This is a genomic window from Methanosarcina sp. WWM596 (genome assembly GCF_000969965.1).
In the GTDB taxonomy this organism is placed as follows: domain Archaea; phylum Halobacteriota; class Methanosarcinia; order Methanosarcinales; family Methanosarcinaceae; genus Methanosarcina.
This window is the reverse complement of record NZ_CP009503.1, coordinates 3949320-3974364: the sequence shown is the minus strand read 5'-3', so window position 1 is coordinate 3974364 and position 25045 is coordinate 3949320. Positions and strand designations below refer to the sequence as shown.

Annotated in this window: 18 protein-coding genes and 1 pseudogene; 6 read left to right on the top strand and 13 right to left on the bottom strand. The window is 42.2% G+C overall.

The window, feature by feature from the left end:
- Window positions 1-43: 43 nt before the first annotated feature.
- Together MSWHS_RS17500 and MSWHS_RS17495 are read left to right on the top strand one after the other, a co-directional pair.
- Complete coding sequence (locus MSWHS_RS17500) at window positions 44-1024, top strand: radical SAM protein (protein ID WP_048159483.1); 981 nt, start codon at window positions 44-46, stop codon at window positions 1022-1024.
- A gap of 267 nt (window positions 1025-1291) precedes the next feature.
- Window positions 1292-2536 (top strand): IS110 family transposase, encoded by a 1245-nt coding sequence (locus tag MSWHS_RS17495; RefSeq protein WP_048125153.1) that lies wholly within the window; start codon window positions 1292-1294, stop codon window positions 2534-2536.
- Window positions 2537-2805: 269 nt separating this feature from the next.
- Here the strand turns inward: MSWHS_RS17495 and MSWHS_RS17490 are convergent, their stop codons facing one another.
- Together MSWHS_RS17490 and MSWHS_RS17485 are read right to left on the bottom strand one after the other, a co-directional pair.
- Window positions 2806-3321, bottom strand: a complete 516-nt coding sequence (locus tag MSWHS_RS17490; protein ID WP_048159482.1) for a ferritin — start codon at window positions 3319-3321, stop codon at window positions 2806-2808.
- Between the two features lie 55 nt (window positions 3322-3376).
- Window positions 3377-3835, bottom strand: coding sequence for a universal stress protein (locus MSWHS_RS17485; RefSeq protein ID WP_048129993.1), 459 nt, complete (start codon window positions 3833-3835; stop codon window positions 3377-3379).
- A 193-nt stretch (window positions 3836-4028) separates the two neighbouring features.
- On the opposite strand from MSWHS_RS17485, the gene MSWHS_RS17480 reads away from it, so the two are divergent.
- Window positions 4029-4952: a hypothetical protein gene (locus MSWHS_RS17480; protein ID WP_048129992.1), complete on the top strand. Its 924-nt coding sequence runs from the start codon at window positions 4029-4031 to the stop codon at window positions 4950-4952.
- Window positions 4949-5206: a hypothetical protein gene (locus MSWHS_RS17475; RefSeq protein ID WP_048129991.1), complete on the top strand. Its 258-nt coding sequence runs from the start codon at window positions 4949-4951 to the stop codon at window positions 5204-5206. The genes MSWHS_RS17480 and MSWHS_RS17475 overlap by 4 nt, the downstream gene beginning before the upstream one ends.
- 221 nt (window positions 5207-5427) lie before the next feature.
- Here MSWHS_RS17475 and MSWHS_RS17470 read toward each other — a convergent pair whose 3' ends face one another.
- Window positions 5428-6093, bottom strand: a complete 666-nt coding sequence (locus tag MSWHS_RS17470) for a TfuA-related McrA-glycine thioamidation protein (protein WP_231585509.1) — start codon at window positions 6091-6093, stop codon at window positions 5428-5430.
- The gene (locus tag MSWHS_RS17465) at window positions 6090-7364 is read right to left on the bottom strand and encodes a YcaO-related McrA-glycine thioamidation protein (protein WP_048159481.1); all 1275 of its coding nucleotides are present in this window, start codon (window positions 7362-7364) and stop codon (window positions 6090-6092) included. Before MSWHS_RS17465 ends, MSWHS_RS17470 begins: the two co-directional genes overlap by 4 nt.
- Before the next feature lie 209 nt (window positions 7365-7573).
- Here MSWHS_RS17465 and MSWHS_RS17460 point away from each other — a divergent pair, with 209 nt between their 5' ends.
- On the top strand, window positions 7574-7801 hold the full coding sequence (locus MSWHS_RS17460; protein WP_048129988.1) for a DUF2892 domain-containing protein: 228 nt from the start codon (window positions 7574-7576) through the stop codon (window positions 7799-7801).
- Between the two features lie 233 nt (window positions 7802-8034).
- Here the strand turns inward: MSWHS_RS17460 and MSWHS_RS17450 are convergent, their stop codons facing one another.
- The 5 genes and pseudogenes from MSWHS_RS17450 to tatC (MSWHS_RS17420) form a co-directional block, all read right to left on the bottom strand.
- Entirely contained in the window at window positions 8035-8694 is a 660-nt protein-coding gene (locus MSWHS_RS17450; protein ID WP_231585508.1) for a hypothetical protein, read from the bottom strand.
- A gap of 362 nt (window positions 8695-9056) precedes the next feature.
- Window positions 9057-10514 (bottom strand): annotated as a pseudogene (gene tnpC / locus MSWHS_RS17445) (IS66 family transposase).
- A 64-nt stretch (window positions 10515-10578) separates the two neighbouring features.
- On the bottom strand, window positions 10579-15576 hold the full coding sequence (locus MSWHS_RS17435; RefSeq protein ID WP_231585507.1) for a DUF4011 domain-containing protein: 4998 nt from the start codon (window positions 15574-15576) through the stop codon (window positions 10579-10581).
- 1209 nt (window positions 15577-16785) lie between these two features.
- A complete protein-coding gene (locus MSWHS_RS19790) occupies window positions 16786-17667 on the bottom strand; it encodes a DMT family transporter (protein WP_082088065.1) in 882 nt (293 codons plus the stop codon).
- Window positions 17668-18109: 442 nt separating this feature from the next.
- The gene (gene tatC, locus MSWHS_RS17420; protein ID WP_048127464.1) at window positions 18110-18889 is read right to left on the bottom strand and encodes a Sec-independent protein translocase TatC; all 780 of its coding nucleotides are present in this window, start codon (window positions 18887-18889) and stop codon (window positions 18110-18112) included.
- A gap of 447 nt (window positions 18890-19336) precedes the next feature.
- Between tatC (MSWHS_RS17420) and tatC (MSWHS_RS17415) the strand changes: the two genes are divergently transcribed.
- Window positions 19337-20122 carry a twin-arginine translocase subunit TatC gene (gene tatC, locus MSWHS_RS17415; RefSeq protein ID WP_048127462.1) on the top strand — a complete coding sequence of 262 codons (786 nt, stop codon included), beginning with the start codon at window positions 19337-19339 and terminating at the stop codon, window positions 20120-20122.
- Window positions 20123-20404: 282 nt separating this feature from the next.
- On the opposite strand, the gene MSWHS_RS17410 is transcribed toward tatC (MSWHS_RS17415), so the two are convergent.
- From MSWHS_RS17410 to MSWHS_RS17395, 4 genes are all read right to left on the bottom strand, one after another.
- Complete coding sequence (locus tag MSWHS_RS17410; RefSeq protein ID WP_048127460.1) at window positions 20405-20776, bottom strand: PadR family transcriptional regulator; 372 nt, start codon at window positions 20774-20776, stop codon at window positions 20405-20407.
- A gap of 228 nt (window positions 20777-21004) precedes the next feature.
- Window positions 21005-23089, bottom strand: a complete 2085-nt coding sequence (locus tag MSWHS_RS17405) for an ABC transporter ATP-binding protein (RefSeq protein WP_052722775.1) — start codon at window positions 23087-23089, stop codon at window positions 21005-21007.
- Window positions 23090-23167: 78 nt separating this feature from the next.
- Window positions 23168-24067: an ABC transporter permease gene (locus MSWHS_RS17400; RefSeq protein WP_052722774.1), complete on the bottom strand. Its 900-nt coding sequence runs from the start codon at window positions 24065-24067 to the stop codon at window positions 23168-23170.
- Window positions 24060-25043 carry an ABC transporter permease gene (locus MSWHS_RS17395; protein ID WP_052722773.1) on the bottom strand — a complete coding sequence of 328 codons (984 nt, stop codon included), beginning with the start codon at window positions 25041-25043 and terminating at the stop codon, window positions 24060-24062. Before MSWHS_RS17395 ends, MSWHS_RS17400 begins: the two co-directional genes overlap by 8 nt.
- Window positions 25044-25045: the final 2 nt, after the last annotated feature.

Here is a 25045-nt window from a genome sequence, read left to right as displayed (position 1 = left end):
CACTTTTTTCTTCTCTTATTGTTCAAAAAGGAAGAGTTAAAAAATGAATTCAAGAATCGTTTACGGACCACTTCTTTCAAGAAGGCTTGGAAGATCTCTAGGAGTAGATGTAATAAAGAATGCAGGATCTAAAAAGAACTGCAACTACGACTGTATCTACTGTCAGCTAGGGCATGTTGAGTCAAAACTCAAAAGTCCTGAAGATGTGAAGGAAGCAGTGACTCCGGAAGAAGTCTCTGAGAGCTTCCAGAAGTTCAATAAAGATATCGAAAACCTGGACTATATCACATTTTCCGGAACATGTGAACCTTCTCTGAACCTCTCTCTGGGGGAGATGGTCCAGGTTATCAAGAAAATAAGTGGGGTTCCTGTCTGTATAATAACGAATTCTTCTCTTGTGGGAAGAGAGGATGTTCGGAAGAACCTGGCTCAGGCGGATCTGGTTGTTGCAACCCTGGTTTCCGGAAATGAAAATACCTGGAGAAGGATACACAGACCTGCTCCCGGCATAGCCCTGCAGGAAATAATCGAAGGTCTGCGGGAACTTGCGAAAGCCGGGGCCGGAAAAAGGCTGGCACTTGAGGTCATGTTTCTCGAAAGCGAAACAGGTGAGCCTTTGAATAGTACTGATGAAGAGGTCGAAAAACTGGTACAAACAATCAGGTATATATGCCCTGATGAGATCGAGGTTCTGACAGTCAGCCGTCCTCCTGCAGAAAAATGGGTGAAGCCAGTCTCTGAGGAGAGGTTGAAGGAAATTATTCAGCGCTTTGTTTCAGAGTTTGGAGACGAAAAAGTAAGGCTGGTTTTAAAGGGGAAAAATAAGAGGGGAAAGGTTTTACACCGAGACTTGGAGGAGGAAGTTTATGCACTTCTTCTTAGAAGACCCTGTACCTTCGAACAGACATGGCAGGGTCTGAGCATGGGTCCTGGACGCCTTTCTCCTGTCCTCGAAAAGTTGCTTGGTGAAGGCAAAATAGAGAAAATAGAGTCGGAAACCGGGGAGTATTATAGGGCAAAATAAGTTCCAGTAAAACGCATATGAAATTCTTCGAATAACAGGCACAAAGAAATGAAAGTACTTTTTTTTCCTTACCTTTTTTACCTATCAACCTCATCATTCTCTTGGGCAGTAAGGTTGTACTTATTTTGGTTCTTTGAAGCCGTGATAAAACTAACCAGTGAATTGCCATCGAAGGCTCAAATGTGACTTTGATCACGGATGCTAAATTGGCCTTTGAGGCAATTCTACTGCCCAAATTAATTTGGTGATCTAATTTGGTGATCTAAATTGGTTGAAGTCATTAACAAAGCTTGTGGTTTAGACATTCACAAACTCTTTTTCATTGCTACAATCCTCAGTAGATCTGGTGAAAAACAGCAACAATATTTCTCTAGAACCCCTGACGAAATTTTAGCTTTTAAAAACTGGGTTATATCAGATAAATGTGACGTTGTTGCCTGTGAATCAACGAGTGACTTTTGGGTTCCGATTTATGATGCGTTGATAAAACATCTACCTGTTATAGTTGGAAATGCCCGAGATATGAAGGCGTTTACACACAAAAAAACAGATAAGATCGATTCCGAATTCATCGCACAACTTGCATTGAATAATATGATTCAACCATCAAGAGTTTTCCCAAAAAACCATAGAACATTTCGTTCATGTATCCGGCTTCGCCATAACCTTGTACAAAAAAGAACAGATATAAAAAATGAAGCTCACGCCATACTCGCACCTGAAATGTTTAATCTGAAGAATGTGCTAACAGATATTTTTGGTAAGAGTGGTAGAGCAATTCTATCAGGAATTTGTTCAGGTAAAAGCGTTGACCAGATTATAGCAAGCCTTTCCCCAAATGTTCGTAAAAAAAGTGATCAGATAAGGGAAACTCTGGACAGAGAAATCTCTCAAGGTGCTGCATTCAGGCTTCAGATCTGTCTGGATATCATAAAGCATCTTGACAATGAAATCAAAATTTTGGAAAAAGAAATATTCAATTATGCTTATAAAAATCATAAGCAAGAAATGGAAATTTTAATGTCTGTTCCAGGAATAGGAGAACTTGGAGCGGCAACTCTTATTGCTGAAATAGGCGATTTCAAAGATTTTTCTTCAGGGGATAAGCTTGCTTCATGGCTTGGCATAGTTCCGAATGTGTACCAATCAGCGGATAAATACCATAACGGAAGAATCACTAAGAGAGGATCTAAGGAAGCAAGGTGGATTCTAACACAGATTGCTCAGGCAGCAGCAAGAACAAAAAATAGCAGGTTAAAAGAGTTTTTCAACAGAAAAAAGAAGTCGATTGGGCATTCAAAGGCAATTATTGCCCTGGCAAGAAAAATTGCAACAATTATATGGCATCTGATCACAAACGAGGAGATGTATGAAGATGAAACTGGATATAAAAAGGGGGAAATTCAAAAGAGAAAGATAGTGGAGACTGAGATATTCTCAGTTGATGAAAGGATCAAAATAATGAGTGAAATATATGTAATTGCGAGAAATGAAGAAAGAGAGAGTACGTGAGGAAGATCTCCTCATATACTTTCATGCTAAATAAGTTACGGGGCAAAATAAGTTCCAGTAAAATAAGTTACGGGTAAAGTGGAATATGGAAGTATGGATAAAAGAAAAATGCAATTGGCTGCGGGAAAATATATCGCAGCCATCGGAATCGAAACCGTTGTCAAGGTTCTCTGAGGATGAGGAATGTCTCTGACTATTTTATGTTAACCTTTGATATCTTTCAGATTTTCTTAAGTTTTTCTCCTGCTTTTTTACTCCTGTTTTTGCTTTCAGATACTTTCTTCCTCATCCTTAGGAGGGAGCCTCTTTGCCAGTTCAGCATCAAGTGCAGACAGAGCCTCTTTGTTTTCCCCGGCAATTTTCAATTTATCAATAATCTCTTTGTCGTTTTCTTCCTCTTCTACCTGCTCTTCGACATACCACTGAAGGAAGGAAGCCGTAGTTTCATCTTTTTCTGAACGGGCAAGGTCCACCAGGTCGTTAATTGAGCGGGTAATGAACTGTTCGTGCTGCAGGGTCTTTCTGAACATCTCTATCGGTGTGCCGAACTCCACAGGCGGCTCTTTTATTTCCTTTAACCTGACCCTTCCTCCCTGCCTGTTGATGTAATCAAAGATCTTCATCCCATGGATGGTTTCTTCCTTGACCTGTACCTTAAACCAGTGGGTAAACCCGGACAATCCTATGGACGAGCTGTATGCCCCCATTGAAAGGTAAAGGTAAGAAGAGTACAGTTCCCTGTTAATCTGTTCATTCAGTGCTTTTTCCATCTTTTCGTTCAGCATTATTTTCCCCTCACTTTGTTGAATCCGATCTAATTTTTTCCGCAAAATACCTATTTTACTGTCCCTTCTCGCGTACAACAAGTACCGGGACTTTTGCGCTCCTGACTACCTTTTCAGATACGCTGCCTATCAGGAAGCGTTCTATTCCACTTTTTCCAAGTGAGCCAACAATAATCAGGTCCATTCCGTTCTTCTCTGCAAAATTGACAATTTCTTCTGCAGGATGCCCTTCGAGAAGGGTGGGTTCTACCTGCAAGCCTGTACCTGCGTTTTTTGCAGTTTTTTTCACATAAGATACGGCTTCTTCTCCAAACTCTCTGAACCGGGAATACATTGCCTCTTCCCACTTCAGATCTTCAGGAACCGAAGAATAAATTGATCTGTCGATCACGTAGACAGCATAAATTTTTGCTCCGCTCAGGCGAGCGAGCTCAATTGAGGCATCTGTAGCTTTTCTGGCACTTTCAGAGCCATCGGTTGCAATCTGTATTTTTCTATAGAGTTTGCTCTCCATTATTCAGCCCCCTGATTTTTATCCCCCATTTGAATATAATTGTGTCCATATTAATAATTTTCATCCCATTATTTCCGGGGAAAGGAAAAAGTATCCATAAAAACAAAAATTATATACTCATTAATACTATTTATGAAGAGGAGGATGTGCCTTGGGAAAACAGGGAATAAAATTAACCCAAATGTTAATTTTGATGTCTATTCTTCTCCTTTTCGCTTCAGGAAGTGGCTGCATCCGGAATTTTGAAGAGGAAAACTACTACAATATCAGGGATATGGACATCTCGGCAGATCGTGCAGGGACTTCTTTTGTAGACCTCAATATCACGACATACGTAGAAAAATACCAGGGGGATATGGAGAAAAACACCTCTCTTCTTCTGAAAGTTTACAACAGAGATAGCGGGCTGCTTGAAGTACAGGAGGAAGTACAGCTCGGGAAGCTAAAAAAAGGGGAAACAAAAGCAGTAAGCCAGAGCTTGAGCCTGCCTAAGACCGGAGGATATAATATACGTTCGGTTCTCTTCGAAGAAGATACTCAGAAGGACATCGGAGAAATCAATGTCTACAACCTGGATTTTCTGCCTGCTGACGTGCAGGATATAGGGCTTGAAATTTCCGAAATGGATTTCCGGGTCAGGAAGGTAGAAGACAAAAAAGTCTTCATTGAAAGTGATCTATATCTGACAAACGAGGGCAAAAAAACCAGTCAGGACCTCCGTATGCTTGTCAAGGTCCGGGAAATTGACGCAGGGCTCCTTGCAGATAAGGTCTGGGTCCGGACAGGAGAAATAAAGCCCGAAACAACAGTTATCCGGAGTGTCAACCTTACCATGCCGGACCAATACAACTATGTTGTCGAAGTGCTGATCTGGAACAATGATACTATTGTCAGGCGCGGAGAAGATTATATCCAGCTCAACCCGACAATTAAGATTAAAGATAAGACTTCCACGGAAACCAGGAAGATTCAGACCAGTGAATTTGAAAATGCGGATGAACCTCGAATGGTTCCTGAAGAGGACTATGCAGGAGAAGAAGCAACTCCAGGATTCAGCCTGTTCCTGTCAGCAGTCCTGCTCTGTTCGGCAGCAATTTTAAGGAGGCGGTTTGGATGAGTGAAACAGAAGAGCTCAATTCAGAGACAAAAGGGGCAAAGGGGTCAGACCTTGGGGATAACTTCAAGAAAGGAGTTTTTGTGATTGCCATGTTGCTCCTGCTTGTGGCAACTTTTCAGCTCTATTTCTCCTTAACACGAGTAATCGATATCTGGTTCGAGTATCAGTATATCCCTATTTTCAAGGCTGTGTATAATTTCATTGTCCTGTTCGTAAGCCTTTACATCATCAGGCTGTATATAGTAAAGCGCTGAGGTGTGCCTAAAAAGCTGAGATTTACCTGAAAATCTGAAAACAGTCCTGAAATATAAACTGAAGAGAAATGTATAAACTGAAGAGAAATGTATAAACTGAAGAGAAATGTATAAACTGAAGAGAAATGTATAAACTGAAGAGAAATGTATAATAGGAAATTCATTGAAGATATCTGAAAAAAACAGGGTTGAAGAGCCGAAACAGTTGATTTCGTAAGACTTTAAGTTTCAGCCTCTTCAATTAATTTTTTTACGGTTTCAAGCACAAGAATCGCGTCCTGCCTTTTTACGTCAACTTCGCTGTTAATGCAAAAATCAAGGAGTATCTTCCTTTTTTCTTCCGGTATCAGGCCTTTTTTAGCCCCTTCTTTTGTAAGTCCGAGATAGCTCCTGTCAGGGTAGTAAGTTTTGATAGCAAGGTCCAGGAGGCTATCGTGCTCTTTTTCACTTACAAGTCCGATAGTTAGAGCGGCTTTAAGGGTTTCCCGGATGTTTACCAGGGGCACGGAGATGGGCTCAAATGTATCAGGGTTGGTGCTTACAGCTACCTCGTCGTCAGACTCGATAATCCCGTCCCTGTACCATTCGTAAACCTTCCCTACGCCGATCATGCCGTGTGTGTCCAGTTCCGAAGCCCTGAGAGCCCCCATGCTGGCACCCCCCACAACTTTTACTCCTGCATTAAGGGCAGATAGGATTTCTCTGTGTCCTACTGCAGCCCGGTCAAAGAAAATCCCGTCAATGATTCCTAATACTTTATACCCCTGCTGGACAAACTTTTCAAGCTGGAACCTGCGTATCGGGGGCTGGTATTTTGCCCTGAGGATTTTTTTTGCATCCTCATGGCTGATGCTGTTACCGGTAAAGATAACTGCTTTTGCTTTCATTTTCTTTTCCACGGCTTTTCGTTTTTGTTTCTGGAAAATTCTTTTTTCTTCCCTGCAGCAATTCTTTTTCCCGTACGGTCGCGGTCGATAGTGAAAAGTTCAAAACCCGGAATGATTACCCTGACTGCAGGCACTTCGATTTCCTCTCTTGAGAGGTCCACGACAAGCACCTTTTCGGCAAGGCCCTTTAGCTTTTCAAGTATTACGTCGATGCTTTCAGCAGGGCTTTTTCTGGAGAGGTCCTGTACTTCGGAAAGGGAAATTTTTTCGCCTTCTTCAAACCAGAACCAGTTCAGGCGCTTCATGCGGTCATACCCTACACTTCGGATAAAGCCCTCCCTGTCTGTGTCTTCCCTTGCGCCCTGGATTTGGACAACTCTCGACTGCGCAGCTTCAGTTATTGCTCTTGCAACTGCAATCTCAGGTTTAAGGTGGGAGCCTGCTCCCATGACCAGAAGAGCAGGATCTTTTAATTTTACGTCATCAGTTGCTGCAATAACTGTAGGGATTCCGGTGTCCGTCGGGACAAGCCATACTTTGAGTTCAATTCCTGCTTCTTTGAATTTTCGGGCAAGCTCGTAAAGGTATCCGTCTTCTTCTGTCAGCACGATCTCCTTTCCAAGATTACGGGTAAATTGGGCTGTGCTGATAGCATCTCTTTCTATAACTTCAAGCATCCCGTGCAGGATAGCTTCCTCAAGCACGTTTCCTGAAGCCAGTCCATTCGTATTGCTCAAGAAAAGTTTCTGGCACTGCCCGGGTGCATCGTAGGGGTGGAAAACTGCATTTGCGCTTATGAATGTCTCTTCCCTGTTCATCATATCATATGCTCCGACCCATTCCATAAGGGAACTGGGGTCAAAGGGCTGGGATAGGAGCAGGGCGCTTGGGTTAAGCACGTTGCGGTTTTCTATGGCAGAGGTATAGGAATCCACAAGGGCCGGGGCAGAAATACCCCCCTCAATGTTTGCATTCACACCGGGCCTTTCTGCCAGGCAACGCTCAAAACTCTCCATCATTGCTGAAATCCGGGCCCTTTGCTCGGTCGAGCCCTTGCCTGAGTAGATACTGATAGCTCCCGGAGCGGCACTGGGGCGGATTGCCGAAAAGATAGGAATCCCGAGCCTGTCCAGGTTTGTTATGTCTGCAATTCGGGTAACACCTATTTTTTTTATCTGATCTTTAGTGTTTTCAAGGGTTGTAGTTTCATCATACACACGCTGGGTGCCTTCGATGTATGAGAGAGACCTGTCAATTTTTATCTCGGGCATAGTTAGAAACCTTCTCATTTCTTGTTATATATTTTGTGATTTTTCGGAAATTTACGGACCTTTTAAAGGGATATTTCACAGTTTTCCTGTGCAAGACTTCTTTTTACAAATGAATATGAACAGAATACAAACAGAATACAAACAGAATAACGCTATATATTGAAGGGATCTATAAGTATGTAAGAGGGTTTATAAGGGGTTTTTGTCCGATGGAGCTCAAAAAATTGTTTCTTGAAGAAAATGTAGGAGGTTTTGATCTGATACTCCGAACCTTTCTCGGAGTACTTGGAATTACTGCTCTTGCAATGAATCTTGTAAAAAGTTCTCCTTTGAAGTGGATTGTTGCGCTGGTAACTTTTACGGGACTTTTCAGTTCGATCCTGAGACACTGTACTCCTTATGTTATTCTCAGGATCAACACGGCAAAGAAAAAATAACAAAAAGAGTATGGGGAGGTTAAGAGTATGGGGAGTTAAGAGTATGGGGAGTTTATCCTTAGCGGCGAAGTCAGGTATACACAATGAAGAAAATAGTCCCGCTCACAAATTGTTCAATTTAAAATTGTTCAAGTTAAAGATGCAGAAACATTTCTGTACGATGCTTATTGAACTAAGAAAATATAGGCAGCAGGGAAGTATGAATACGATATGATTCAAAGGAAAATACATTTCTATCCTTTGTGAGGTTTTACAATTTTGATATTTTTGTTTTCTTTTTTCATCCATTCGGAAAATGTAAGATGGTAAAAAACAGAGATTATGAAAACCGGAATTGAAACACAAATTGCAAATGGTGCAAAATGACCACAGAAGAAAATAAGAGAAAGCAAAACCAGCAAAAATGAACTTATGTAATAATTTTCTTGTTTTAGAGTTATTAAAAACAATTTTTTATTGTGTATTTTAAGTTCGTCTTCCTCTCGAAATTGAATCGAGCTCTCTCTTTGTTTGAACTTGCGTTCCTTTGGGAGCACCAGCTGTGAAAACGGAACAATAAGTGCTATGCCGATGAATAGTAAACACGCAAGAAGAGAATAAATTGAAATAATTGGTACGTTATCTAATGTGTGTATATTGAGTTTACCGTATACGTTAGAGAATGTTATAGCATAAAATCCAAATATTACAAACATAAATTTTATTAGTGAAAAAAATTGATCCAGATTTTTATTATATATTTCAAATAATTCGCACTCAATTTCTTTTTGTTGATCCAACATGTTGCTGCCCCTTAAGATAAATGGCGGAAACATACTTAAATATTTTGAACACAATCCTCCTTTATGTGATTTCACCTGAACTTCCGCTCTGATTTTTGTTTCCGGATTCACTGGAAGCAGCTTATTTTTATCTTTTGATCTGCTTCAATGTCTTTTGATCTGCTTCAATGAACTCTTTCGTCTTTCTTTTTCTTTTCTAAGGTGGTAAGATAGGTTTATCACGTGTGAGTATATATGTTATAATATGTCGACATTGTTTGAAGACTTTGGATCTCTTAGTTACATTCCTGCGGATGTAGCTTTCTGGTCTACCGTCTTCATCGGGGTCGTTTGCTTTATTATGCTCTCTTTTTTGATATTCACTGTGCGTCGGGGTATTAAGAGTAAACAAATTTACTAAAGTTTTTTTATTTTATTTTGTAACTATTCAGCCACTGATAAAAAGACGTTTTTTCAGCAAAGTGCTGCAATTATCAGGATAATAGCGGCGCTCCATTGAGCGCCGCTAGAATAGCATCCATTACATTCATGCCATTCTTTTTAATTGAGGATATGTATGCCCTAATTCTGCAGAAAGCTACCGCTCCTTCTATGCTTCGGAAAGTTCCCGAAATTTTCTGTTGTAGCTTCATCATTCTGATGTCTCGCTCTGCTTGATTGTTATCAAACGAAACTCTCAGGTTATTGAGGAATCTCAGAATCGGTTCTTTGTGTATTATGAACCTATCAAGGAGATTCTTTGCTTTTGTTTGTGCTGGTCTTCCTCTCTTTTTCACCTGATCTTTTGAGGGCTCAGGTGGTGGATTTTCCTCGATTCCGTCTTGAATTATTGCATCGTATACTTCCTCGAATTCCCGAACTTTTTCTGGATCTATTGGAATTTCCATCTCTCTGCATTCATCAGTATACTTTTTCATCTCACTGAGGAGTTCATTAATCTCTTTAGCCCATTGCTGTTTAAAATTCTCTTCAATCCCAGTAAGTTCCCTTTTAAGATGAGCGTTGCACAGAGCATGTTCACATCCATACTTGTTGTATGAAGCAAGCCCATCATGAACTGCTACTCCCTTGTATTGCGGAAGAAATCCCAGAGCATCCATTGCTTCTGTCCCTCTTTTTGGGTGTGCGAAATAGTAGGTCCATAGACTATTTGATACTACATGAAGCCACCATTTTGTCCCTAAAATTCTCATTCCTGTCTCATCACAATGTGCAGAATAGGAAGCTAATAGATGTTCCATAACAGCTTTTTCAAAAGGTTTCAGGTTCTGGAAACATTTCTTTTCTGCTCTTTTTATGGTAGCTGGGCTGATACGTATACCGTATACATCCTCTACTAAATCACAAGTCCTTTCATAAGGAATCAATTGATAGTTCCTAAAATACAGAATTGAGGCTAAAAGACGAGGACCATATTGAATTGGGAATTTTATAGACTCTGGAAAAGAGCCTTTGTTAACTTTCCCACAGTGAGGACACTTCTTGATTTCACAACGATGTTCAGTAAATATGATTTTTGCAGGAGGAATTTCAGCTTCTTGTCTGCGTTCATAGTCATCAACTTCAGTATCTTCAAGATGATGACCACAATTTTCGCAGCAGTCCGGTGAATGGACTATGACCTAATCAGGGTTTTCAACCATTTCAAAAGTCTTTCCAGGATGACCTTTTTGGCCACCAGCTTTTTTGCCACTACTTGTGTGGCGACCCTTAGGTTTAGGTTTCTCATTACAAAAAACATCAGTAGAAGGAGGTTTACTGCTATTTTGGCTGTTTTGATTCAAACGAGCCTCTAAAACTCTTACACGTTCTTCAAGTTCAGAAATATGAGAAGCTTGTTTCTCCATGATAGCTTCATATCCTTGGATTTCAACAATAACTGCTTCAGGACCAGCTTCATAGGTTACAAGGATTTCTTCACGTGTAAGCATGATGTTGAAAAAGAGAGTTATTTTATATGCAATTTTTCCTCGGAAAGAGGAAAAATTGCTTTTACTAAAGGTATGGCTGAATAGTTACAATTTTTCTGCTTTTTTTCTTCTTTTCCGGACCTGCACTGAAATCAATCTCGGGGTAAGCCTGGAAGAAATTTACCTTCTCAGGTTCGGGTTCGGGGATGAGATCAGCTTCTTCTTTCGTATCCGTTTCGAAATCCGAATGTGGATCAACACTGAATTTAAGGAGAGTCGATTTTCTTGATCTTCGGACAGGTTTCTTTCTGGAGTTTTCGTTAGCGAGTGTAGCCAGATACCGAACTTTTGAAGTCATCTCAGGAATTAAATCCGGACCTGAATTGGGGAAAAGCCCGTCTCCCAGCGAGGAGAAGGCATCCGTAAAAGAATCTTCAGCTTCAGTATCATTTTCATATTCCACTTCAACGTCCGGTTCATCGCCCTGTTCATCATCCAGTTCATCTTCGGTTTCAAGTTTCCCTCTATCTGCTTCTTCAGATACTCTTTTGATTTCCTCTGCAAATTCCGTATCATAAAAAATCGATGAGGAAGATTTCATTTCAGGGGTATCCGTTTCAGAGGTATCCGTTTCAGGGGTATCCGTTTCAGGGGTATCCGTTTCAGGGGTATCCGTTTCAAGATTAACCTTTCCGGAAGTGTCCTCTATAAGGAAACCTTTTTCAGGGGAATTTTCCGACAGGAATTCTACCTGACTGGGAACTTTTTCAGGGGACGCCGCTTCAAAAGAATTTAAGTCAGGCGCGTTAAAGGCTTTGTTTTCCAGAGGGGAGAGCAGGCTTGCCGCAGGAACGGCATTTACCTCAGCAGGTCGGGCAATTTCATAAGCTCCGGCGGATTTTGCCCAGGCAGAAGGTTCGTTTATTATCACAACTTCGGGTTCAGGTTCGGATTTTGCCTGCAATTTTGCCTGTTTAACAGCTGCCTTTACGGTTTCAAGCAGTTTTTCCCTGCAATCTTTCGGATGGAGGTACCAGTCCGTAGACCAGACCCTGTAGATTTTCCAGCCCAGCCCTTCGAGGACCTGCTGGCGCAGGCGGTCACGGTCCCTTGCAACAGGAGAAGAATGGTAGCTTGCCCCATCGCACTCAATTCCCAGAACGTACCTACCTGCGTGGCGGGGGTCAGGGATTGCAAGGTCGAGTCTGTAGCCGGCACATCCGATCTGCCGATGTACCTCACATCCGTTTTCCGTCAGAAAATCGGCGACCGCTTCTTCGAAAGGAGAATCAAGCTCCTGCCTGCCGCATGACGGAGCCGGAAGCGTGCCGCTCTCGGCAAACTCAAGGAAGACTTTGAGGGCTCTGAGCCCGAAAGAGGAGTTTTCGTCAAGGGACAGGTCTCTTGAAGTAAAGTTAGCAAAGACAACGCATTTTTCCCTTGCCCTTGTGATAAGCACATTCAGACGCCTTTCCCCTCCTTCTCTGTTGAGGGGGCCGAAATTCAGGGAAAGCCGTCCGTTATTATCAAAACCGAAGCCCACACTCAGCAGAATGACGTCCCTTTCGTCTCCCTGAATGGTTTCGAGGTTCTTTACGAAGAAGTGTTCCCCTCTGTCATTTCCGGAGTTAAGGTCAACGCCCGGGTTTGCTTTCTGGAGGGCTTCGATCTCATCCAGGATAGCTTCCTGCTGTTTAATGTTGAAAGTGCCGATCCCAAGGCTTTTTCCGGGATAGTTCTGGAAATGTTCGAATACAGCTCTGGCAACGGCTCTCGCCTCAATCCTGTTGACTCCGCTCTTGCCCCTGTCATAAGCCGCATCAGGAAGGTGGACGAACTTTAACCCCAGGCTTTCATCTTTTTGCATGGGAGAGGGGTAAACATAGAGACGGTTGTCGTAAAACTCCTGGTTTGAAATCGCAATCAAGGACTCATGCCTGCTCCTGTAGTGCCAGCGCAGGGTCTTTACCGGGAAGCTGCGTTTGCAGACATTCAGGATGCTTTCCATGTCCCCTGCGGAAGCATAGTCATCAGGCTCACTTTCAGGAGAATCGACAACAGTATCGAAAAAGTCGGTAGGAGGAAGCTGTTTTGAGTCTCCCATCACAACTACCTGTTTTCCGCGCAGGAGTGCGCCTACAGCGTCTTCAGGCCTGACCTGGCTTGCCTCATCAAAGATAATCACATCAAACCTTGTATTCCTCGGATCCAGGTACTGGGCAATGGAAAGTGGGCTCATCAAAAAGCAGGGCTTTATTTTCTGTACAAGGCTGCCCGCCTTTTTCATCAGGGTACGTATGGGCATGTGCCCGCGTTTGCGGTTGAATTCGTTGAGCAGAATTCCGACTTCGGAAGCTCTTGACGCTCCCGAGGTCAGTTTGGGGGCTTCCTCATAAGCAGAACTGACAATTCTCTTTCTGTTCTCAAGCAGGACTTTTTTGTCAAGCTCGGTGAACTTGCTGATCTTGCTTTCATGAAGTTCCCGGATAAAAGCAGAGAGTTCCGGCCTTTCTCTAAAAGCCCGATGCAGCATGCTTTCAGCATAGTTTCCTTCAAAAGTCGGGACCAAGTTTTCAGGCTCTATTTTCCCGGCTTCCAGATCCTCCATCATAGGGGAAGCAAGCGTTTCAAGACAAGCCTGCCTGTATCCCAGGTACTGGCTCCAGAAAACAAGGGAAGAAGTCTCATCTTTCCATCTGTTCACACGGGACTTTAACTGGTTGAGCTTTACGGCCTCCAGGTCGCTTCCGAACATTTTCCCGAAATCTGCCCCTATAAGAGGCCCGAAATTTTCGAGAGAAGAAAGAAAAACCTGTTTTGCTGTCAGGACTTCGTTTATAGCAGACTCAAGGGCTGTTGCGTCAACCCCGCCTCCGACCAGCCTTACTGATCTTTCGGTTAGAGTACCTTCCCTGACGTACCTGCGGAAAGGAGCCATCCACCTGCAGTACTCTTCCAGCAGGACAGGATCGCTTTCAAGGCCCTTCCAGTACTCTCCAAAAAACTTTTTGCCAGGCATCTCAGCGCCTTCAAGCTCCTGCATGCGTGCCTTTAACTCGGAAACGCAGGCAAGGTCGAGCAGGATCTGGCTGTCTTTTGAGGGAACAGCTGAGTTATAGCAGGCTGAAATCTCCTTTTTTAGTTTCCTGTACCTGGAACTTAAAATGCCAAAAAACTTGCCGGATACACTCTTAAACTCGGAGGGGTCTAAGTCAAAAACCGATAGGTGAAAAGTCCTGTCCACAAAGGTTTTCAGTTCCCGATACTGCCTTATTTTTGAGACCAGGGCTTCAGCATCGGATATTGAAGCTTCGGAGTCCCACACCGGGTTCTTAAGCAGTTTTTCAGGCAGGGGTTTTGATTTACCTATAAGTTTTGCAGCTTCGGTTATGTTTGCAATATCTTTAAGTGTCTGGGGCTTTGAGGTTGCAGAGAGGTCATTAAGGGTTTTTATTGTCTTCTCAAGGTTTTCGAAATCAGAAGCGCATTCATCTGCAACAGACCCGATTTCCCCCAGATCAGAAGGCAGCACAAGCCCGGGCTCGCAGCCGTACCAGGGATTCTTCCTGACAGGCCCAAGAGCAGGAAGTACCTGCCCCATTTTTTCCAGAACAGACTCAGTTTCCATCCAGGCTCCGGGTTCCCATGTATCAGGGCCCTGAAACTTAAAATGGGGCATTTTCAGGCCCTTTGACTCAAAGTAAATCCGGGTCTTTTCCTTTACCCCGTAAAGGGCATAGAGGCTTGGGTAGATCTTTCCTGCAGGTTCCCTGAGGGTCTCTGCATACCCATTGAGCTCCTTTTTAAGCTTTTCAAGTTCGTTAAGATCTCTTTCAGCGCTGATAGCAGGAGGAGCAGCACGGTTAAGGGCTTTTTCCAGTTCCTCAAGCACGGCTTTTTTCCTGGTCTGGTGGCTGTGCACTTCGAGGCAGAGCTCTCCTAAGCCCGCATTATCAAGCCTGCTCTTTACAACCTGAAGGGCAGCCATTTTTTCGCTCACAAAGAGCACGCTTTTGCCCTGGGCGAGCAGTTCTGCAATTGTGTTTGCAATCGTCTGGGACTTGCCTGTGCCAGGAGGCCCTTCCACAACAAGATTCTTTCCGGCTTTCACATCCTCAACAACTGCAATCTGCGAGGAGTCGGCATCCATTATATGGTAGGTATCTTTTGCCGAAAGCTTCAGATCAACCTCCTCTTCCCGAAAACCCTGAATCTCGCACTCAGGCTCTTCAGGGTTGAAGACCTTCTGGATCAGGGGGTGTTCTGCAGGAGACATATCCTCAGGCCAGGTTGCAGGGTCTAGGTCTTTGTACATGACAAATTTCCTGAAATTGAAAAGGTCAAGGCAGACTTCCGGAATGATCTTCCAATCCGTTTTATCCCGGATTGCCCCAAGCACTGTCCTGAAGTATTCCTGTATCCCGGAAGCGTCCTCAGGCATTTCAAACTCAGGGACCTCGATCCCGAACTCTTTCATCTTCGCCTGAAGGGTAATTGAGGTGAAAATCTCATCCCCGGTCCACTGGATGCTGAAGTTTCTGCCTTTTCCCATCCTCTTGAGTTCAACCGGGACCAGGACAAGGGGAGCCCTGGGGTTCTTTACTGAAGATTTAATCTCACTCCACTGCAGAAAGCCCATTGCAAGATAGAGGACAGGATAACCCTGCTCTTCAAAAATAGAATTTGCCTGGTTGTAGACGTAAAAAAGTTTTCGATCAAGAGTCTCGCTGTCATCAGGAGTTTCAAGAAACGGTTCAAAACGGGAGGTCTGGGGTTTATTCCTTTCTTCTGAAACAAGGATTTTTCCTATTGTTTTCAGAAGCTTACTTTCATTTTTTACACCGTCGTCTTCCCCTTCCTCTCCATTTTTGGCCTTCCTGCCTTTTTTGGGCCTGGTTTTTGCTGCTCTGAATTTCATTGATTTTTCCTGGAGGACAAAAAGGTCAAAGACCTCCTCCGGGGTTCGGCCCGTAATTGAGATCGTCCTTCTCGGGGAAGGGCGGTAATTGAGAAGGTTATTCCGAAGGGATAGATCAAGTAAATTCTGCCTTAGTGTTTCCAGTTCCTTAACTATGTCTACCATAAAATACCAGGCCCTTTTCAAATAATCAATGAAATATATTTTCAAATAATCAATAGAATATATTATGATACAGATAAGAATACAGGATATTTACTAATAAATTTCTAATAAATTTCGTCATGTTTTGTCGGAAAATTAAACTTCAAACAGGAAATAAATTATGCTGAAAGGAGAACGTACTCCTCTGAAATGATATTCAGACTCTGAAAGAATGTGATTCTGTAAATATATAACTGTATAATATTGGTGTAAGAGTATAAAAATTTTTATTAGAGATTTTACTAAATGTTTTACTGAATGTTTTACTAAATGTTTTGCTAAATGTTTTACTAAATGTTTTACTAAATGTTTTACTAAATGTTTTACTGAATGTTTTACTAAATGTTTTACTAAATGTTTTACTAAATGTTTTACTGAATGTTTTACTAAATGTTTTACTAAATGTTTTACTAAATGTTTTACTAAATGTTTTACTAAATGTTTTACTAAATGTTTTGCTAAATGTTTTGCTAAATGTTTTACTAAATGTTTTGCTAAATGTTTTGCTAAATGTTTTGCTAAATGTTTTACTGAATGTTTTACTGAATGTTTTACTGAATGTTTTTCAGGAAAAACCTCATTCTGAACACGGTTCTTTAACCAATCCTTAGACCACTTCCACAACATATATTGCAAATGGGTTTCAACGTACCTTCTGATATTGTTTGGCAAACTGAGTTTGTTCTTGATTTTACAAAGTTTAGTCAGTCTTCACTCTTAAAGCTCGATCATTTTCTTTGAGAAAGGATTTAGTAAGTGGTTGTATTTGTGTAAGTGGTTGTATTTGTGTAAGTGGTTGTATTTGCGTAAGTGATTGTATTTGTGTAAGTGATTGTATTTGTGTAAGTGGTTGTATATTACCTATTTGAAAAATACATATACACCGAAAAATACATCTAAAATTATTTACCTGTTATTAGAATTTGTTGATATTCCCTGATTAATCGGGTGATGCATCTGGAATTGAAGAGAAAATCTTTTGTTTTTCCCTTTTGCACCTTGCAGGATGAAACCGGCTTGCCATCAAGCAAGAAAATAACAAAAGAACCACCAATGCCCCTATTTAGAGAAAATAAATCCATAGACAAATATCTACCTGGCCCGAAAAATACTCTCTTAATCCCACCAGTCACTTTTTAATTCGATATTTATTCAGTTTTGTTTACACCTTCAGGTTTTGCTTTCGTTTTCCAGGCTCATAAGGAGAGAGCTTGCAAGAATAAGTAAACATCCGAGCAGGGTTGCCCGGGATACGGGATCGTTTAAGATTAGATAGGCAAAAAAGATGGCACTTACGGGTTCAAGCAGGGATATTATGCTTGCATTCTGGGCTTTTACATGCTCAAGCCCTGTGAAATAGAGAATGGAACCAAGAGAAGTTATCATTACCCCAAGAAAGAGAAGGACAGGCAGGTTCTCAAGCAGGGCTGCGGAAGATATCTGCAGCATAAAGGGAAAAAGGATCACAAGGGTCACGCCTGTTGAAAGGAAAAGCTGTTCCATGCCTGAGTACTCATCTCTCAGGTAACGGGAGGTCATAATTATGCAGGCATAGAAAAAACCTGAAAAAAGCCCCATCAGTACACCGTAGAGATATCCTGCGCCTGCCGTGGCGGAAACAAGACTTGTGGGACCCACAACAACTACCACACCTGTAAGGGAGAGTGTAAGAGCTGCAAGGTTTTTTGTGCTGATTTTTTCTTTAAGGATGACAGGGGCAATCAGCAGGACATAAAGAGGAGCCGTATAAAGCAAAAGCACAGACATTGAAACGTTCGTAAAATTCACAGCCGTGTAATAGGAAAGCATGACTCCAGCTTGCCATACCCCTAGCAGCAACATGGCTTTTCTTTTTCCTCGAAGCCGGATCCCTGAGAGTTTCCCGGTAGCTGCGAGGTAAGCTGCAAGAACCAGAAAACCGAGGAGAAGCTGGCAAAAAACAACAGGTCCTGCAGCCATGTTTTTTATGTACAGGAAAAAGATGCCTGCAAACCCATAGATTACCGATGCGGCAATAACCTGGGCATTTGCTCTTATGTATCTGGGCTCCATGACCCCTGCAAATAAGGGGTTAGTTTAAATAAGGCTTTCCCGAACGGGTTGAAAGTATTCCGGGACACTCCTGGAGATGTAAAGGGAAATTTTAGTATAAAATACAAAAATTTCTACAAAATATATTAAATCTTCATTATGAATTGGCATAAACCACCAGTCTTCAGGTACGCGATTCATGCTCTGAAAAGTAAAAAGTCATTATTATAAGATAGATTAGATAACATTAAATAATGTCAAAACAAAAATATTAATGGATAGGCGAGTGCGGAAAAAGAGAAATAGAGGCGTGTTTGGGTTAGTTTCCCAACCATCATCACATCACCCCCAAACACGCCTATCCCCTTTGATCCGCACACCTTCATCCGGCATAACAATTATCTACTTCTTTTCTTGCTTGCTTCCTGTTTCCAATTGTCTTTTGTCTTTCCTTCTTGGATGCTTAGCTTCTTCCCGAAGCTCTGGGTGCTGATGAAGAATCAGGCTGAGAGACCTTATTCTTTACTCCAAGTATCCTCACAAAAACCATGCTTATCTCAAAAAAGAGTATCATGGGTACTGCAACCATGATCTGGCTGAGGACATCCGGAGGGGTGATGCCAGCCCCCACCACCAGGAAGACAATATAAATATGCTTGCGGTATGCCACAAGGGTACTGTACTGTACAAAACCGTTCCGGGTCAGGAAGGTGAGTACTATAGGAAGTTCGAATATCAGCCCGAAAAGAGCTGTACCTGCAGCTGCAAACGAAATGAACTTGAAGATCGAATAGGTAGCAGTTACCCCTGAACCTGCTGCGTTCAGGTAAAGGTAATCAAGAAATAGGGGCAGCATGAAGAAGTAAGCATACGAAGCCCCCAGGGCAAACATTACAAGAGCAGCCACGCTAAGGAGTAAAAACTGGCTCTTTCTAACTTGTATAGGATTTCTGAAAGAAATACGCCTTGATACAGCCCGATAAGCATAGAATGCAATAACAGGAATAGCAAAGAGCAGCCCTATTATAAATGAGAGCTTGAGCTTCAACATCATTACTTCGAGAGGGGATACGTAAACCAGTTTTGCACCCTCAGGCAGGAGGTCCTCTTTCATCCTTTCAATAAGTGGACCCGTAAACTGGAAAGAAAGAGCAACGCCTGCAAACAGGACTGCAGCAACTACAATCAATTTCTTTCGCAGGGTTAGCAGGATTACACTTAAGTTTTCAATTGCTTCAGACATATGGAGTACCTATCCGGCAAATAAAAAGAACTGATTGTTCTTCAGAAACTGATTGTTCTTCAGAAACTGATTATTCCATTTGACTATTCTGTTATATGTTTTGTTATGCTTGGGTATAACAAATGCAAGATTATTGAACACAGCGACGGATAATGGGGATACCCGAATAAATACTGTAAATATAAGGACGGCAAATATATATCATGGATATATGGTTTTAGAGTATCTCTGCTCCAGAATATTCGGAGCATTCGGCATATCCGGCACACCCAGAGTATTCGGAATATCATTGAAGTCCGGGGTATAAGTGTAATAAGATGTTTCGATATTAATATATTTATTTAAATGCAGTGTTAGACTGAAAAATCAGATAAAAACCAATAGAAAAATCAGATAAAAACCAATAGAAAAATCAGATAAAAACCAATAGAAAATCAGATAAAAACCATGAACTCCCATAATACCGGAAACCAGCTCCCTGATACAGGAAACAAAATTAATGGAAACACTAACGTTTATTCTTCCGGGGTTCCAGGGGATATCGAAGAACCCCTTACGGTTCACCTGTATGAGCTCAGGAACCGGCTTGCTGTAGTCTTTGTCTGGCTCTTTCTGGCTATGCTGGTTGCATATCCCTTCTCTGAAAAAGGGATGCTACTTGTCTGGAAAGAATTCATAAGCCCGGAATTGGATATGGCAGTATATTCACCACTTGAATGGATATTTGCCCGCCTCAAGCTCTGCCTGATCTTTGCACTTGCAGTTTCAATCCCACAGTTATTCTATCAGCTCTACAGGTTTGCAGGCAAAGGGCTTTATCCGCATGAGAAGCGCTTTTTCCTGAAAATCGTTCCTTTATCTTTCCTCCTGTTTATCCTGGGAGCTGCCCTGGGCTACTTCATTGTACTGCCTGTGATGTTCAGGTATGTTATCTTCTATTCAGGGGACACGGCTTCAGCCCAACTTTCCGTTCAAAATACTCTCTCAGCCGTGACCACAATACTTGCAGGCTTTGGAATAGTGTTCCAGGCTCCCCTTCTTGTGATATTTGCCGTAAAAATGGGGCTTGTAAAGTACGAAACCCTAAAAAAACAGAGGCTTCTGGTCTACAGTGCGATTTTTGCCCTTTCCCTCTTTCTCTCCCCGGACCCGACCTTCATTGCACAGTTCCTGGTAGCCCTATTACTGGTAATCCTTTTTGAGTTCAGCCTGCTCCTTGTCCGGTTCTTTTGAAAGCCAGAAAAACCTTTCTTTTTTAAGCCCCGGCTACCCTGTATTATCCAGCTAACACTTTTAAGCAAAAAAGAGGAGCTTTACTGCTCCGAATCCTTAATTATACCCCATACAACCGGAACTGTTCACTCCCTGTTATTCTTGTCCCGGACGCCAAAGGCGGCCAGCTTTTACAAAAAGGAGTTATGAATAACTAACTTCCTTTTTTTATATTTAAAAAACATCCTGAAATAAGCCCATTATATAAGTAGCAAAAACACCGGAAATCCTTGGCATTCCAGTTCAAAAGAAATCGTCTTGTTCCGTTTCTTTTTTGCCCAAGTATTTTTCATATTCTTCAAGGAAAAATTCCATGTCTTTAATTCTCATTATGATATCTTCCCTGTATTCACCTAACATCTCAATGCCTTTATCCGTAATCTGGTACCATTTTTTAGCAGGCCCTTTTTCCGATGTGTCCCACCATGAGTTTACAATACCTTTCTTCTCAAGTTTATCAAGAGTTCTATAGAGAGTAGGACTATCAAAGAGCTTGAAAGGAATTTGTTCTTCCATTTTTTTAAAAATGAGAGAACCGTAGGCAGGCCCCTGCATTAAGAATATCAGTATGAATGCAGGTGCGTGACGACCAGATTTATTTTTTAAACCAGACATAAATGACTCTTCTTTTTGAAAATTATAAGTTAACGCTCAATTTATCGTGAGCTAAAAATGTAATAATAAGACAATACATCTATCACAGGACAAAACACCTTTTAAGGTTATATATTAAAAAACCATAATATTTAAGCTTTACAACAGCAGGTTTTGTTAAATGGGGCACGTGAAACATGTAATTTTAATTTGATACGCCAAATATAAATAAGGCCGCTTTTATGCGTTTTACGTCAAACGCTTTATCTTTGAAATCCAACAATTAAGGATACTTTTCCATTTATTGACATCTTTTTTGCCCCAGGATTTCCGGCTGTCAAACTCAACAGCACCCAAATCATCCAATCTCTGAGTATTCGGATTTGCAGGTATCTGGCATGAAACTGGTATTGAATCCTTCATAGGATCATGATTTTTTACGCTGGTGGTGATACAGGGAATTTCAGAATTCCTGTATTCATCTTCTCTTTCAAACTCATCTTCTCTTTCAAACTCATCTTCTCTTTCAAACTCATCTTCTCTTTCAAACTCATCTTCTCTTTCAAACTCATCTCCTCTTTCCGTTACTCTTTCAAATTCATCCCCACCTTCCACATTTTTTATATTATTTTTCTCAAGTAAGCCTAATCTTGAAAAGCTTTTTTTGATAAGGTTTTTAGTGTAGGGGTGTCTGGGATATGCAATAAGATTAGCCCCGGAACCTTCTTCGATTATTCTCCCTTCTTTCATTACGAGAATCCGGTCGCTAACTTTCCTTGCAAGTGCGATATCGTGAGTTATAAAAAGAAGAGTCAAACCTCTCTGGTTCTGGAGTTCCATGAGAAGTTTTAATATCTTTGCCTGAATGCTGACATCCAGAAAAGAGGTGGGTTCATCGGCAATTAATAGAAAGGGATCGTTTACAAGAGCTCGGGCAATTGTTACCCTCTGGAGTTCTCCTCCACTCAACTGGTGAGGGTATTTTTTGAGGAAAATTTCAGAGGAAGGAAGACTCACTTCCTCCAGGGTCTTTTTTACTTTTTCAACTTTCCCGGCTTCATCCAGGACCCCTTGAAGATCAAGGGGTTCTTTTACAATTCTTAAAACATTTAACCTGGGACTTGTAGCCTCCAGAGGATCCTGGAATATCAATTGAACCTTCCTGTGATAGTCAATGGGCCTGATTTCGTTTATTTTTACACCATCGAATACGACCTCTCCTGAATTGTACTTAAAAATTCTGGAAAGGCACCTGGCCAGAGTGGACTTTCCGCACCCCGTCTGGCCCACCAGAGAGACGATGTCCCCCGTGTTCATCTCAAAGGAAACATCTTTCAGTACGTGAAATGTTTTTCCACCGTGCCTGGAAGTGTAATTGGTGTTGAGCCCGCTTACTTTCAAAAGGGAATGCACACCACCCTTGTGACAGGCAAGCATTCGGTCTCCCCATTCTTTGAGTTCCGGCATTTCCCTGTCACAGATTTCGGTTTTCTGGATGCAACGGGAACTGAAACGACATCCTGTGGATTTTTCGAAGGAATAAAGGACCTGGCCCCTGATACCTTGCAGGTCTTTTGTGCTGTGCATGAAGGGATGGGATTTCAGGAGAGCCCTGGAATAGGGATGTCTCGGAGATTTCAGGATGAGGTCGGTAGCCCCATATTCCATGAGCCTGCTTGAGTAGAGGATGGCAAGTTTATCCAGGCCCATAACCGTGTTTACGTCATGAGAGATAACAATTAAGGAACACTCTTTCTTTATAATAAAAAACAGGTCAATAATCTGCCTGCGTGTAACCGCATCAAGGGAAGCCGTGGGCTCGTCCAGAATAACCAGTGAAGGATCATTTGAAAGGGCCATGGCAATCATTACCCTCTGTTTTTCTCCTCCTGATAGTTCGTTGGGAAAAGCCTTTAATTTTTCAGCTGGAAGCCCCACTTTTTCAATCAGCAAAGAGGCTTTTTTGCGAGCGGCTTCGGGAAGTGCATCTGTGTGTTCGAGTATTGGTTCTATTATCTGCTGTTCCACGGTATATGCAGGGTTAAGCACAGTCCCGGTATTTTGCCTTACCATGGAAATCTCATTCCAGCGCAAATCCCGCATTTCTTCACCGGAAAGAAACAGCAAATTCTGGCCTTTAAAATTGATTATGCCTTCCACACTGCCCTCACAGATACCCATAATGGCCTTTCCGAGAGTCGTTTTGCCTGAACCTGACTCCCCTATAATTCCCAGGCTTTCCTTGCTGGAAAGAAAAAGAGAAAGTCTATCCAGAGCCTTTACAGTACCGTTTTCAGCCGGATAATTAACAGTCAGGTCCTTAATTTCGAGCAAACTTCAACCTCCCATATTTCATTATTTTTTATTTTTTCAATGAAATTGGTTCAGGATCTAAGATTTTTATTTAAGATTTTATTTGATTTTTCTATGCCTTTTATCTACATGCTCTTCCAAAAAATAACCTAGCAAAGAAAAACCCAGAATAGTCAGGGAGAGTAAAAACCCCGTGGGCAGGAGCCACCATTTCCAGGTCCCTATGTATACAAATTCCATAGCTCTATTCATCATCAGACCCCAGCTTTTTGTAGAGAGGTCCGAAATGCCCATGAAAGCGAGCCCGGCTTCCATGAAAACGGCATACCTCATCCGCTGTATGAAACCACTTAAAAGGAGGGGGAATAGGTCCGGGACAAGGTGTCGGGAAATAAGGTAGAGTTTTTTAGCCCCGAAATTCTTTGCTGCATAAATGTAAGGTCTTTCCTTTAAGGAAAGGCTCTGGGAATAAAGTACCCTTGCCCCATACTGCCAGGAGAAAAACGAGAGGATCAGGATAAGGGACAGAAAATCCGGCTTAATGTAAGCAGCAAGAAGCAGGATCAGGAGAATTGAAGGGATGGCAATGAATATGTCAGTTAGCAGCATCAAAAATTTTCCCGCAAACCCTTCGGAGAGTCCGGCGCATACTCCCACGAGCACACTGAAAACCGTCGCCATAAGAGCCACAAAAAAACCGAATAACAGGGAAGTTCGGGCTCCGTAAAGGAGTTCACTCAAAATATCCTGCCCAATATCATTGGTGCCCAGAGGGTGTACATCAGAAGGTTTTTCAAGAGGAATTGCAGAATAGTCCCAGGGGTCAAAAGGAGAAATATAGGGAGCAAAGAGCCCGAGAAAAATCACAAAACCCAAAATCAGAATCCCAACAGTTCCAAAACCAGACAAACCTGGACTCTTAATCCGGGAAAAGGTTTTTGAAAGCCCGCATAACCCCGATAAAAGTCTTTCAAAATTTGAAACACCTGTTTCAGGCATAATTAACCCTCGGATCAATTTTTGGATAGAGCAGGTCAACTGTGAAGTTGCATCCCAGGATACAGATAGTAAGAACGAAGAGAAGCCCCTGGAGAAGGGGCAGGTCCCTGGACATTAAGGCATTGTACATAATCAACCCCACCCCGGGATAGGAAAAAACAATCTCTATAAGCAGGACTCCGGTAACGATCTGCCCCACCTGGATCCCCAGCCTGGTAACCACAGGCAAAAGGGCGTTTCGGGCGGCATAGCGGTATTTAATAACCCTTTCCTTCAGACCTTTAAGCCTCCCGGTAACGATAAATGGTTCATTGATAACTCCGAGCATACTGCCCCTCATAAGGAGATAAATCCAGGAAAGTTCTGTAACGCTAAGTGCAAGCATCGGCAAAACCAGATGCTTTCCCACATCAAGCAGATATCCCAGACCCTCATATCCTGCATAAGGGGTCTTTGCCCCACCAATCGGAAAGAGTTGAAATTTGAGTGCCAGAAAAATAATCAGGAGCATTCCTACAAAATAACCCGGAATTCCGTTCAATACCGCAAAGAAACTGAATAAAAAACGGTCCATAAGCCCACCTCTCCTCCATCCAGACTCTATCCCCAGAAAAAGGGCTATAAGAACGGCTAGAAAAAGAGAAGTCCCCGCGAGAAGAAGAGTCCAGGGCAAAGCCCCTTCGATTATTTCCCTTACCGGAGCATTGTAGGAATAAGAATAACCGAAATCAAGAGTAATACAGGAATACAGGTAGTGGAAAAATTGAGCCCGAAGGGGATCATTAAGGTGGTGTTGTTCCACCAGGTGAGCCCTTATTTCAGGAGTTATAACTACAACCGAGTCCCCGTAAATAGCATCAATGGGATCTCCGGGGAGCATCCTTGGCAATAAAAAGTTCAGGATCAGCAGGACCAAAAAAGCCCCGAAGTACTGCATAAACTTAGCTTTTAAACTTTTTACAATCAGGGTTGTCATGA